This is a genomic window from Photobacterium sp. DNB23_23_1 (assembly GCF_052873815.1).
On the sequence record NZ_JBNNXT010000048.1, the window covers coordinates 29,274 to 40,540 of the forward strand.

The following is an 11,267-nucleotide window of genomic DNA, read 5'->3' on the forward strand; positions in this document are numbered from 1 at the left end:
TGATCCGGATCACTAATCGCCCCAAAGTTTGCACTGAGTCATATTTTTTAAACAATAAATTAAGTTCTGTTTGATGTTTTTTGCTGTGAAAGTAGTCTTAGGGGTGAAGTTAGACAGCAGTTCAGCTTAAAACGAAAAAATATGAATTGGTCGGGAAACTACCCGGCTAACATATCGGGAGAGTTACTTGTTGCCCACGGCGGCCAACCTTTTAGGCACAAGTAAACACAGCTAGTATTTTTAGGAGTTTATTCCATGGATAAGATGTTCAAACGTTCTCTATTGGGTGCGGCTATTGCAATGACCGCAGTAGCAGGCAATGCGAATGCAGCAATCGAACTTGCTGGTGAGAGCGTAGTGCTATACGGTCAGGCAGCAGGTAGTTTGCAATTATGGCAAGCTGATGCAAAAGGTGCAGAAGACAACACTGTTGTTGAAATCGAATCTCGTCTAGGCCTACGTGGTAAAGTTGCCTATGACAACTTTGGTCCTGCTTTCATCTACCAGATTGAAACAGGTAACGCTTGGAACCGTGAAGGTAACGGTGATGGACAAGGTTCGTTTGGTGGTCGTGATACATACCTAGGTCTAGAGTTTGATAACTTCGGTCAAATTAAAATCGGTCGTCAGCTAGTCGCTGCTTACGATTACGTCGATTGGCCTCACTCAAACCCAGGTCTTGGTAACGTGTTCGATTGGCACAATGCTATGGACGTTGGCTTCCAAGACCGTGCTAACGACGTTGTCCGCTACGACTCAGCTAACTGGGGCGGCTTCAAGATGCAAGCGACCCTAAGTGGCATGACAGAGACAAACGATGCACTAGTATCAAGTATCGCTGCAGGCTACACCACAGACATGTTCAATATCCATGCGGGTTACTACAACCAAGCATCGTACACGGACAGTGATGGCGAAAAAGCTGGCGATGTGTCTTATGCAATCCTTGGTGGTACTTTGTGGGTCGGTGACTTCCAATTCACCGCGGCGTATAAGCCAATGTGGGATGATAAGACTGACAATCAGCAAGACGCCTACTCTGCAACTGCACAGTACATCATGAACGATAAGTGGGTATACAAGCTGGGTTATGCTGCCACAACGGATGCCGATAATGCTATAGACCTTGAAGATGGTCGTGGCCTCACAAAAGACACTGCATCTCAAGCAATCACAGGTCGCCTAGGTTACTTACTACCAAGCACTTACCTGTTCTTGGATGTTCGTAACTACGACATGTTTGGTAATAGCGATGAGCATGACGGTACACGTATTCTATTAGGTGCTGAATACTACTTCTAAGTCATCTTAGACATGGTATAAACACAACTGCGAGCATCGGAATCAGATGCTCGCTTTTTTCTTCTAGGGGTAGATATGATAAACACACTGAAAACCTTTATTGCCACTACTGCTTTACTATCTGCTGGAATAGCCAACGCGGCAGTAGAGGTAACATTTGATAAAGACTTGGAATTGCTGGTAGCCAATGGGGAGTCGATGGGACTTCTTGCCAAAAGCCCTGAATCAATAACGTTGGATAATGGCGCTAATCAATTAGTGGTCCGAGTATCGAAGCTTGTGTCATATAGCGGTGAATATAAAAAGCTCATTTCAGAACCCGTCGTGCTGACGTTTGATGTTGAAGACACTGAATTATCAGTCGGCCCAACCAGGCATATTGTCCGTGACCATCAAATCAATGGCTTTGATAAAAATCCTGTGATGAAAATTGATGAAGGAAGCCAATCTTTTGACTCTTTTCATCAAGGTATTCTACTTCGCACGTCAGGTATGATGCGCGATTATGTCAAAGAGCTTGACGATTATAACCTTGCTCAAGGCTTTGTTGCTAAAGATGTAAGACCACAGTTACTTCTAACCAGCGCATCAGGGCCAGCTGTTGCGACTAAGCCACAACAAATCCAGCCTGAAGTTTCATTAGCGGTAAATGATAACGCTTTGATCCTTCTGCAGGCCGATTATCTTCGCCTGACGGCTGAACAGAAACAAACCTTCCTGCATTGGGCACAGTCTCAGTAACTGCAGAAAAATTCTACGGGAGTGGGGGTATGATTACCACTCCCTATTCAAAGTGCTATTTAACTTTGCCATTCTTCTGAATCTTGCAAATCATCAGTGGCATATACTCAACTTTACCATCGGGCAGGATACAGTCGATCCAAGGGCCAGCAGCTGAAGAGGCTTTTGCACCACCAGAGCTTGAGTTAGCCATTGCATTACCTGATAAAAATAAGAATGTTGCCATTGCTATAGCAATTACACTTTTCATAATAACCTCAACTTTATTAGATGAATTAGAGTAAGCCTTCCATTGCTTAAATTCAGATAATTAACTCCGTTGCTTATCTCTCCAATTCAGTTTATGTATAGGATAAGTGAAAGGTCAAAAAATTTCGAAAATTAACCTAAATTTATACAAATAAATAAGTATGGCGATTTATTTTTGTTTTGTCCTTATAGATCAATCTCTTATGTCTTTGGTTTGTTATCGGTCAAACCTATTAAAATAGATATTCTTATTTTTAAGATGTGATTTTTTTTGTCGTTTAAATTTTATTTATTCGTTTATTTAGCTTGATGAGTATTTTTATTAAGTAAATTAACAAGGAAAAATAATAGTTAATTCATACTCTTTCGGTTGTTAAATAAAGTTTATGAAAACTGCATGTTATTTTGTATTTGGTTTTTCCTTTAAAACACCAGAGATCCGTTTTTGTCATTAGCGATAGCAGAACCTTAAGGTTTATTAGATCTTGTAACCTTTTCTTTACTGTTTTGCCTGCATTTATTTGCCTGCAGGCATGTGACTCGACACGCTTATGTATGGTCAGGGTTGATAGAATCGCCCCTTCAGGTGAGCTTACAGCCTATTGAACTACGCGGAAGAGATAAGATTGTAGATTTGCTTAACAATGATAGAATATCAGCCATATTTTTTTGCAGTGGTACGCTTTCGGTACTGCTGCTCCTTCATAAACTAGGTAATGTTCAATGACGGTTAAAACTCGCTTTGCACCGAGCCCAACAGGCTTTTTGCACGTTGGTGGTGCTCGTACGGCTCTTTATTCTTGGTTGTTTGCTAAACATATGGGTGGCGAATTTGTTCTTCGTATCGAAGATACTGACCTAGAGCGCTCTACACAGGAAGCGATCGACGCCATTCTTGAAGGTATGGAGTGGCTGGGTCTGAATTGGGATGAGGGGCCTTACTACCAGACCAAACGTTTTGATCGTTACAACCAGCTTATTGATCAGTTGATGGCTGAAGACAAGGCGTATAAGTGTTACTGCCCGAAAGAGTTACTAGACGAACTTCGTGAAGAGCAGATGGCGGCAGGTGTAAAACCTCGCTACGATGCAAATCATCCAAAAATTGTCGCGGCAAATGCTGCAGCAACGGAAGACTCGCCATTTGTTATCCGTTTCCGTAACCCGAAAGAGGGAACGGTAGTATTTGATGACCACGTTCGTGGTCGTATTGAAATTGCTAACAGTGAACTGGATGATCTTATCATTCGCCGTACCGATGGCAGCCCAACCTACAACTTCTGTGTAGTTGTTGATGACTGGGATATGGGGATCACTCAGGTTGTTCGTGGTGAAGATCATATCAACAACACGCCTCGCCAGATCAACATCTATGAAGCGCTTGGTGCACCGGTACCAGAGTTTGCTCACTGTGCAATGATCCTGGGTGATGACGGTGCCAAGCTTTCTAAGCGCCATGGTGCGGTAAGCGTGATGCAATACCGTGATGAAGGTTACTTGCCTCAGGCCCTTCTGAACTACTTGGTTCGTCTGGGTTGGTCTCACGGTGATCAGGAAATCTTCTCGCTGGAAGAGATGATCAAGCTATTTAGCCTCGATTCAATCAGCAAGTCTGCCTCTGCATTTAATACCGACAAGCTGTTGTGGTTGAATAACCACTACATCAAGACGGCTGAACCAGAGTACGTTGCAGAGTACCTGCAGTGGCATTTGGATCAAAAAGAAATTGCTATTACAGACGGCCCAGCAATCACTGACGTGATTAAGTTGGTGGGTGAGCGTTGTAATACGCTGATTGAACTAGCTGAGCAGTCACGTTACTTCTACCAGGACTTCAGCGAGTTTGAAGCCGGTGCTGCGAAGAAGCACCTACGCCCAGTTGCTAAAGGTGCGCTTGAACTGGCGCTGGCAAAAGTTGAAGCACTTGAAGAGTGGACGACTGAAAACCTTCACAATGTGATTAAAGAAACCTGTGAAGAGCTGGAACTTGGTATGGGTAAAGTGGGTATGCCATTACGCGTATCTGTTACCGGTCAAGGCCAGTCACCATCTGTTGACGCCGTTATGCAGCTGATTGGTAAAGAGCGCGTCGCGGCTCGTATCAAGATGGCACTGGCATTTATCGCAGAGCGTGAAGCAAACAGCTAAGCTTATTTTTCTGTCACAAAGATTAAACGGAAGGGTTATGGCCTTTCCGTTTTTCTTTGTGCCGAATGGGTTAGTTATGGCTATAAGAAATTTGGTGTGACAAAAATCACGAAACCATGATTGAAGTGACAAACTCCCAAATGCATCTATTGACATGATTTAACTAAGTTTTTATTATCAATTCCACAATTTGGGGCTATAGCTCAGCTGGGAGAGCGCTTCGCTGGCAGCGAAGAGGTCTGCGGTTCGATCCCGCATAGCTCCACCAAATTTTAAAACCTCGCTTAGGCGAGGTTTTTTCGTTTTAAGACTTCTTTGTTACTCCGCTTTATACCAACCTGGATAAGTAATTGATCTTGGATTTGCACTGGAAAGAGTATGAGTTGGGTAACCTATACATCAGTATTGATTTTACGATGTAAACAACAAGCCAAAATGAAAAAGGCCCAGCTACGTAATGGTAGCTGGGCCTTAGAATATGGCGCTCCCTGCAGGAGTCGAACCTGCGGCCTTCCCCTTAGGAGGGGGACGCTCTATCCAGCTGAGCTAAGGGAGCAACAAGCATTGCTTGATTCCACCATTATACAAAAAAATACCAATAAATTAAGTGATTACTACTAATCATCAATCTGTTTGGTTAGCAAATCACCAGGTTGGATGCTGTTGGCAAGCTCAGCTTGCTCAACGCTTAGCTCTGCTGACTTCTCGTAAACCCGATCTACCACCAGAGTGATATCGGTCTGCACCATACGGTTTCTTGGGATCCCGTTCTGATCAATAAACCCAGCGCTGTGCCATAGAGCGAGTTGATCACCTTGCTTGACGCCATGCTTGCGGCCTTGGTTGATATGAACGGTATTACCATGGTTACGCACGACTTCAGGCAAGTTGGTGCGGCAGGCTAGATTGCTTTCAAGATCCAGCATCATGTTCTGACTGACTCGCTGTACAGCTTGGCCGTAAGCCGATTGCCAGAAACGTGCACTACCGGTATCGACTTGGCTGGTGCGTGAAAACGGCCAGTTGGCGACTTCACGGTATTGGTTCTGCATAAGTATCTCGCCAGTCTTGCCATCAAGTAGCTGAAGCTCGGCAGCAAATTGCCGATTGATTGTATCGCTACGCAAAAGCTTCTGATCCAAAGTGGACGTCAGATCAGTGATTTGGCCACTGATAATGTATTGGGCGTCATTATCTTCTGCAAGCATGACCATTTGGCTTGGGTAGCCTGGGTTGATTTGAACGCGGGTAGTGCCTGAGACCACAAAACTTTGTGAGCGGGTTTCTAGTTGCCGCTTCAATACAGAGGTAAAGTTGTCTCCGAGTTGGTAGATCCCGCCAAGTGAGGCATGCTGCGGTGAGCGGATATCAAACTCGCCCAGTAGCAAGCCTTTTTTATATTGTACCTTGTGGCAAGTTCTTGCCGAGGGGAATACCTCGACTTGTGCCGTTAGGTAAAGGTTGCCGCTTTTCTTATTCGTTTTAGTTACCGTAATTTGACGCAGCTCACTACCACTGAACTGGTAATGTTCACGGCTGTTTTTGAGGTAGGGCTTAACGCGATTGAAGGAGGAAAGATCGGCACCGGCATAGCGGATCACCTGTAACACGGCATCTTCCAGTGCGCTCTGTCGGGCTTGAGCCTCGCTTTGCAGGACAACGGCTGAGCCGGTAACTTCATACCATGCGGCATTGACTGGCAGGGTCATGACTAACCAGAGACAGCTTAGGGTGAGGAGGATCTTTTTTCTCATGTCTTCCACTTTAGGTATAATAATTGCTTATCTACTGTAAGTTGAATGCGAACAAGTAGAAGCGAGAGTGCCACTATCGGTAACGAGATTGAATGGCGGCTTTCATAGTATTCAAAGGGTAATGCAAAGAGCATTCCCGAATTTTTGACTTTAACAATAAAGTTTTTGTTTGAGCCTACGATAACAAGCTATGGGTCTGAAGTCTCTTTTCAATTGGAGCTGTAAATTATGAAAAAGTGGGCAATTGTGTTGATGGCAATGTTGGTAACATCATGCGCCTATTCTCCCATTTACAACGGTAAAGAACCTTACACTGGTAATCGGCACAGTTTGGATGAGATGCCGCGGCATACCATGGACTTCTTTATTGAGGGGATGGCGACCAAACTGATTGAGTCCAACCAATATTTAACTGCTCGCACACCGTTGGCCGTGACATCGTTTGTTGATCTCCAAGACATGGATGAGACCAACTGGCTGGGCAATACTGTCTCAGAAGGTCTGATTTATCAGATGCAGCAGCGTGGTTATACCGTGGTGGACTATAAGGTCACGGGTGGGATCAAAGTAACCCCAGATGGCGATTTTGCACTCAGCCGCGATTGGCAGCAATTACCCTCTGAACAACCAGTCGATTACGTGCTGGCTGGGACGATGTTACGCCAATCGGCAGGTGTGCTGGTAAATGCCCGTATTATCGGTATTCGCTCTCGGGTGGTGATTGCCTCGGCACAGGGCTTCTTGCCGGCAGACCGAATTGGCCGTGATCTTGATAGCTTGAACAGAATGCGAATGGATAATGGCTGGATCATCCGCGATGAAACGCTGTCCCACGACAGAAATACCGTTGTTATTAAACCTTAGGAGTAGAAATGCGTTATTGGTATCTGTTGGTTTTATCTTTTCTTGTCGGGTGTCAGCCTTTGGTTGAAACACGCAACACAGATATTATTACAGCAATTGGCTATGCATCGATCAGCGAGCAATCTGGTAAGAACATAGAAGAGAAACGGATGCGTGCAATGCGGGCATCAAAACTCGACGCCTACCGCGAGCTGACTGAGCAGGTTTACGGGATCCGTATTTCTGCCCGTTCCGAGATGGATGACCAACAGTTGAATTTTGAAAGCAATGATAGCTCGGTCGATGGAAGTATCCGTGGAGCTGAGGTGATCCGAAGTTATCCGCTGGGCGACAATTATGTGACCGAAATGCAGCTGGATATCAACAGGATGGAGCGATTAAAGGGAAGTGCAGAAATTTATGCTGTTCCCCAAAGCCAAGAGATCATGTTCTAAGCGTGTTCTGCAGACATGATGTATTGGATTTAGGCTTTGAGATCGGTGCCTAGAGTGCGGGTATTCTGGGTGGCCCCTTCGCTGTTGTAGGTCATTTGGTGCTTGCCGCGGCTTTGTTGCAGCAAGTTGTTGAGCTTGTGGAAGCTGAGCTGGGCACGCATTAGGGCTTCACCATTGACCTCGTTAGTCGACTGGCAATCATTGGTTTGGGCCTTCAATGACTTAACCGTAGTCGCCAAGTCTCCACCTTCCATAAGCCTTGCTTTGTCTGGGTGAACAGAAAGCTGATGATCGACCAGTTTGATATTGTTGATTAGCGCCATTTTTTTCTCGGCACACTCAAGGATCTGCTCGGACTGGCGTTCGACAATCGCTTTTTGCTCTTGTTCAAGCAGGGTAGCCAAAGAGGTAAGGTTCTTCTGTTGCTGTTCAAGAAGTTGCTCTATAGAAGTAGACATACACTCTCATCCGTTCCTTAAAGGCCTTTTAAATCGTCTTCTAGCTTAATCATATTAGCCGCTAATTTATCGGCATCAATAACGTAGGAGCCATTAGCAATGGCTTCTTTGATCGCGTTCACTTTCTCAGTATCAAAGGATTCTTGAGTCGCAAGCTGCTGGTGGATCTGGCCCACAGATTGGCCTTGGCTACTCAGGGAGACAGAATCCGAATCGGTAGCGCTGGTTTTGGCTTCAGCCGTCGGTTTGCCTTTGCCCGTTTCGGCATGGCTAACATTGCCGCCACTGGTCATTGGCTGGTTAGTACGTATGTTGTTGATAGTAGGCATTAGAAACTCCTTGAACGTGCAGTTTGGCTCTATAGCTACTGTATTATCGACAACGATAGCAAAACCTTTAGGGATTGTACGTAAAATTTCGGTAATTAATACTTCACCTTTTCGCTATTTAATACCTGACGGTGACTTCACCGACAGCACTCACCACACCGGTTATCACTTTTTTCGAGCGGTTGTTCTGTACGCGGATCTGCTCACCCAGCGAACCATCTGAAAGTGCCTTTCCTTCTGTGATAATGGATAGCCCATCATTTCCGGCTTTAATTAGCACCGTATCATTTCGACATACCAAGCAGATGTCGCTGGCCAATATGATTTCCCCTAGCCGGACAGGGCGCTTTACTTTAGAACCAATGAGTTGCTCGGGAGCCGAGAACGAGGCACCTCGCTGCCGTCTTAGTTCAATCTCTTCGACATTGATATCAGCAGCGGTAATGACGCTGCCTCTTGGTAGCGGCGCTTTAGCGACGACCCGGTTGAGGACTTGCTGGACACGGACCGGAACGTAGATCTGCCAATTTAACGGCTCGCAGCGCACCAGTACCGACACCGTACCGCTGAGTGAGTTGGAGTTGGGAATATCGGTTACCAGAGGCTCGGGGCACTCAGGCAGGCGAAGGCGGTTATCGAGGCTAGGGGGGGTGATGGTATAGCGACCGTTGGCTTGCTCGGTTAGGTGAGCGACATGGTCTTGTGCGGCTTGGCTGATCGCTTCGGGTGCCATGGTGGCGGCCTCCTGGCTGGCCAAAACCGGACGAATACCGCTAAAGAAAAAGAGCTGAAGGCCGATAAAACAAATTATATGAATGTTAAGCCACTTGCTAAGCACGTAATTATCTCTTTAATGTCGCTAGTCACAATGGGATACTGCGTCACACCGTAGGTGTTTCAGAAAAGCAGTTTTAATTGGCTATGATATGTGATTTAACCACCTGTTTCTCTAGTAAACACGTATCAAATTATAAAAACAAACAACAAGGAGACGTCTAAATATGTCGGGGATATTGGATTCGGTGAATCAACGTACCCAACTGGTTGGTCAAAACAGGCTAGAGTTGCTCACTTTCAGGCTTAATCGACGTCAACGTTACGGGATCAACGTATTTAAAGTTAAGGAAGTGCTTCAGTGCCCGAAACTCACGGTGATGCCCAACCTGCATCCGTTGGTGAAAGGGATTGCCCATATCCGTGGGCAAACTATTTCCGTTATTGATATGAGCCTGGCAACCGGTGGCCGTCCTATTGACGATCTTGATAACTGCTTTGTGATTATCTCGGAATTCAACCGTTCGATTCAGGGCTTCCTGGTTTCCTCGGTTGAACGCATTATCAATATGAACTGGGAATCAATCCTTCCTCCGCCGAAGGGCGCGGGTAAGGCCAATTACCTGACGGCAGTGACGGAAATCGATAATGAGCTGGTCGAGATCCTCGATGTCGAGAAGATCCTTGATGAAATTTCCCCGGTTAATACCAATATTACCGCAACGGTGCTGGAAGAGTTGATTGAAGATCTGCCTGATATCAGAAGGATACTGGTTGCTGATGACTCCAGTGTGGCGCGCAAGCAGGTACAGCGAGCTATTGAGGCGATCGGTTGCGAGTGTGTTCTGGTCAAAGATGGTAAAGAGGCCATTATCAAGCTGCGCGAAATGGCTCAGGAAGGGGATATCTACAAGCAGTTGTCATTGGTGATTTCGGATATAGAGATGCCGGAAATGGATGGCTATACCTTAACTGCAGAAATCCGTAATGATCCTCGACTTAAGGATCTACATGTTATTCTTCATACCTCATTGAGTGGGGTCTTTAACCAAGCCATGGTTGAGCGTGTTGGGGCTAACGCCTTTATTCCTAAATTTAATCCTGACGAACTCGGTGCTGCGGTGAAAGCGGCAATGCCAAAATAAAAAGCATACTCGAGCACAGAATAACCATACTAGAGCAGTAGATGACAGTTATAACAATAAACGATCAGGAATACCGTGAATTTTGCCGATTCCTCGAAGCCCAGTGTGGCATTGTCCTGGGCGACAGTAAGCAGTATTTGGTAAGAAGCCGGCTCAGTCCTTTAGTCAGTCAATTTTCATTATCTTCATTATCTGAACTGTTGCAGGTGGTTAATACTGGGCGTAATCGGGAGCTGCGGGTGGCGGCAGTTGATGCCATGACAACCAATGAAACGCTGTGGTTTCGTGATATATACCCTTATACAGTGCTGTCCGACCGTATTTTGCCAGAACTGGCGGCGAATAAGCGGCCGATCAAAATTTGGTCGTCTGCCAGCTCATCGGGGCAGGAGCCATACTCTATAGCGATGACGGTTCTGGAGACCCAGAATCGCAGGCCGGGGATGTTGGCGAACTCAGTACAAATCACCGCGACCGATATCTCCCAGACCATGCTGGAGACCTGCCGTTCCGGGGCTTATGATAACTTGGCTCTTAGCCGCGGGTTATCAATGGAGCGCCGGCGGATGTTTTTCGAAGACAATGGCGATGGTCGGCTGAAGGTCAATGACAAGGTCAAGCGGATGGTGAACTTCCGTCCCCAGAATCTCAAGGACAGCTATGCGTTGCTCGGCAAGTTTGACGTGATTTTCTGCCGCAATGTCTTGATCTACTTCTCGCCTGAGATGAAAGCGAAAGTACTCAACCAAATGGCTGCCAGCCTCAACCCGGGCGGTTATCTGCTGCTGGGGGCGTCGGAGTCACTAACAGGCTTGACCGATAAGTTTGAGATGATCCGTTGTAACCCGGGTATCATTTATAAGCTTAAGTAGTCTTTGGCTAGAGGCTAGAGGCTAGAGGCTAGAGGCTAGAGGCTAGAGGCTAGAGGCTAGAGGAAAAGCAAAGAGTAGAAGCAAGAGCTTGACATGGTCAGGCTCTTGCAAAAAATTTGGATCGCCCATCGCCCATCGCCCATCGCCCATCGCCCATCGCCCATCGCCCATCGCCCATCGCCCATCGCCCATCGCCC

Annotated in this window: 12 protein-coding genes and 2 tRNA genes; 8 read left to right on the top strand and 6 right to left on the bottom strand. The window is 46.2% G+C overall.

Annotated elements, in window-relative coordinates; all coding sequences use genetic code 11:
- Nucleotides 1-255: 255 nt before the first annotated feature.
- Together ACVA53_RS21625 and ACVA53_RS21630 are read left to right on the top strand one after the other, a co-directional pair.
- On the top strand, nt 256-1,302 hold the full coding sequence (locus ACVA53_RS21625) for a porin (protein WP_255042116.1): 1,047 nt from the start codon (nt 256-258) through the stop codon (nt 1,300-1,302).
- 75 nt (nt 1,303-1,377) lie between these two features.
- The gene (locus tag ACVA53_RS21630; RefSeq protein ID WP_255042117.1) at nt 1,378-2,043 is read left to right on the top strand and encodes a DUF2057 family protein; all 666 of its coding nucleotides are present in this window, start codon (nt 1,378-1,380) and stop codon (nt 2,041-2,043) included.
- A 55-nt stretch (nt 2,044-2,098) separates the two neighbouring features.
- Here the strand turns inward: ACVA53_RS21630 and ACVA53_RS21635 are convergent, their stop codons facing one another.
- Nucleotides 2,099-2,293, bottom strand: coding sequence for a hypothetical protein (locus ACVA53_RS21635; RefSeq protein ID WP_255042119.1), 195 nt, complete (start codon nt 2,291-2,293; stop codon nt 2,099-2,101).
- Between the two features lie 722 nt (nt 2,294-3,015).
- Here ACVA53_RS21635 and gltX point away from each other — a divergent pair.
- Together gltX and ACVA53_RS21645 are read left to right on the top strand one after the other, a co-directional pair.
- Nucleotides 3,016-4,440 carry a glutamate--tRNA ligase gene (gene gltX / locus ACVA53_RS21640; protein WP_446506225.1) on the top strand — a complete coding sequence of 475 codons (1,425 nt, stop codon included), beginning with the start codon at nt 3,016-3,018 and terminating at the stop codon, nt 4,438-4,440.
- A 192-nt stretch (nt 4,441-4,632) separates the two neighbouring features.
- Nucleotides 4,633-4,708 (top strand) — tRNA-Ala (locus ACVA53_RS21645).
- 211 nt (nt 4,709-4,919) lie between these two features.
- On the opposite strand, the gene ACVA53_RS21650 is transcribed toward ACVA53_RS21645, so the two are convergent.
- Nucleotides 4,920-4,996: transfer RNA gene (locus ACVA53_RS21650), tRNA-Arg, on the bottom strand.
- Between the two features lie 61 nt (nt 4,997-5,057).
- Entirely contained in the window at nt 5,058-6,194 is a 1,137-nt protein-coding gene (locus ACVA53_RS21655; RefSeq protein WP_446506226.1) for a flagellar assembly protein FlgT, read from the bottom strand.
- 228 nt (nt 6,195-6,422) lie between these two features.
- Between ACVA53_RS21655 and ACVA53_RS21660 the strand changes: the two genes are divergently transcribed.
- Nucleotides 6,423-7,058 (top strand): FlgO family outer membrane protein, encoded by a 636-nt coding sequence (locus tag ACVA53_RS21660; RefSeq protein ID WP_446506227.1) that lies wholly within the window; start codon nt 6,423-6,425, stop codon nt 7,056-7,058.
- Nucleotides 7,059-7,066: 8 nt separating this feature from the next.
- Nucleotides 7,067-7,492, top strand: a complete 426-nt coding sequence (locus ACVA53_RS21665) for an LPP20 family lipoprotein (protein ID WP_255042123.1) — start codon at nt 7,067-7,069, stop codon at nt 7,490-7,492.
- Between the two features lie 29 nt (nt 7,493-7,521).
- Here ACVA53_RS21665 and ACVA53_RS21670 read toward each other — a convergent pair whose 3' ends face one another.
- The 3 genes from ACVA53_RS21670 to flgA all read right to left on the bottom strand — a co-directional run bounded on the left by ACVA53_RS21670 (nt 7,522) and on the right by flgA (nt 9,012).
- A complete protein-coding gene (locus ACVA53_RS21670) occupies nt 7,522-7,950 on the bottom strand; it encodes a flagella synthesis protein FlgN (RefSeq protein ID WP_255042125.1) in 429 nt (142 codons plus the stop codon).
- Between the two features lie 17 nt (nt 7,951-7,967).
- Nucleotides 7,968-8,279 (bottom strand): flagellar biosynthesis anti-sigma factor FlgM, encoded by a 312-nt coding sequence (flgM, locus tag ACVA53_RS21675; RefSeq protein WP_446506228.1) that lies wholly within the window; start codon nt 8,277-8,279, stop codon nt 7,968-7,970.
- Nucleotides 8,280-8,397: 118 nt separating this feature from the next.
- A complete protein-coding gene (gene flgA / locus ACVA53_RS21680; protein ID WP_255042130.1) occupies nt 8,398-9,012 on the bottom strand; it encodes a flagellar basal body P-ring formation chaperone FlgA in 615 nt (204 codons plus the stop codon).
- Between the two features lie 268 nt (nt 9,013-9,280).
- On the opposite strand from flgA, the gene ACVA53_RS21685 reads away from it, so the two are divergent.
- Both ACVA53_RS21685 and ACVA53_RS21690 read left to right on the top strand, forming a co-directional pair.
- A complete protein-coding gene (locus tag ACVA53_RS21685) occupies nt 9,281-10,198 on the top strand; it encodes a chemotaxis protein CheV (RefSeq protein WP_255042132.1) in 918 nt (305 codons plus the stop codon).
- 41 nt (nt 10,199-10,239) lie between these two features.
- Entirely contained in the window at nt 10,240-11,070 is an 831-nt protein-coding gene (locus ACVA53_RS21690; protein ID WP_446506229.1) for a CheR family methyltransferase, read from the top strand.
- Nucleotides 11,071-11,267: the final 197 nt, after the last annotated feature.

Excerpts from the sequence above, each read along its gene's own strand:
- ACVA53_RS21685 (WP_255042132.1), top strand. The coding sequence starts at position 9,281 with ATGTCGGGGATATTGGATTCGGTGAATCAACGTACCCAACTGGTTGGT.
- ACVA53_RS21660 (WP_446506227.1), top strand. The coding sequence starts at position 6,423 with ATGAAAAAGTGGGCAATTGTGTTGATGGCAATGTTGGTAACATCATGC.
- ACVA53_RS21670 (WP_255042125.1), bottom strand. The coding sequence starts at position 7,950 with ATGTCTACTTCTATAGAGCAACTTCTTGAACAGCAACAGAAGAACCTT.
- ACVA53_RS21690 (WP_446506229.1), top strand. The coding sequence starts at position 10,240 with ATGACAGTTATAACAATAAACGATCAGGAATACCGTGAATTTTGCCGA.
- ACVA53_RS21635 (WP_255042119.1), bottom strand. The coding sequence starts at position 2,293 with ATGAAAAGTGTAATTGCTATAGCAATGGCAACATTCTTATTTTTATCA.
- ACVA53_RS21665 (WP_255042123.1), top strand. The coding sequence starts at position 7,067 with ATGCGTTATTGGTATCTGTTGGTTTTATCTTTTCTTGTCGGGTGTCAG.
- ACVA53_RS21655 (WP_446506226.1), bottom strand. The coding sequence starts at position 6,194 with ATGAGAAAAAAGATCCTCCTCACCCTAAGCTGTCTCTGGTTAGTCATG.
- flgM (WP_446506228.1), bottom strand. The coding sequence starts at position 8,279 with ATGCCTACTATCAACAACATACGTACTAACCAGCCAATGACCAGTGGC.
- flgA (WP_255042130.1), bottom strand. The coding sequence starts at position 9,012 with ATGGCACCCGAAGCGATCAGCCAAGCCGCACAAGACCATGTCGCTCAC.
- gltX (WP_446506225.1), top strand. The coding sequence starts at position 3,016 with ATGACGGTTAAAACTCGCTTTGCACCGAGCCCAACAGGCTTTTTGCAC.
- ACVA53_RS21630 (WP_255042117.1), top strand. The coding sequence starts at position 1,378 with ATGATAAACACACTGAAAACCTTTATTGCCACTACTGCTTTACTATCT.
- ACVA53_RS21625 (WP_255042116.1), top strand. The coding sequence starts at position 256 with ATGGATAAGATGTTCAAACGTTCTCTATTGGGTGCGGCTATTGCAATG.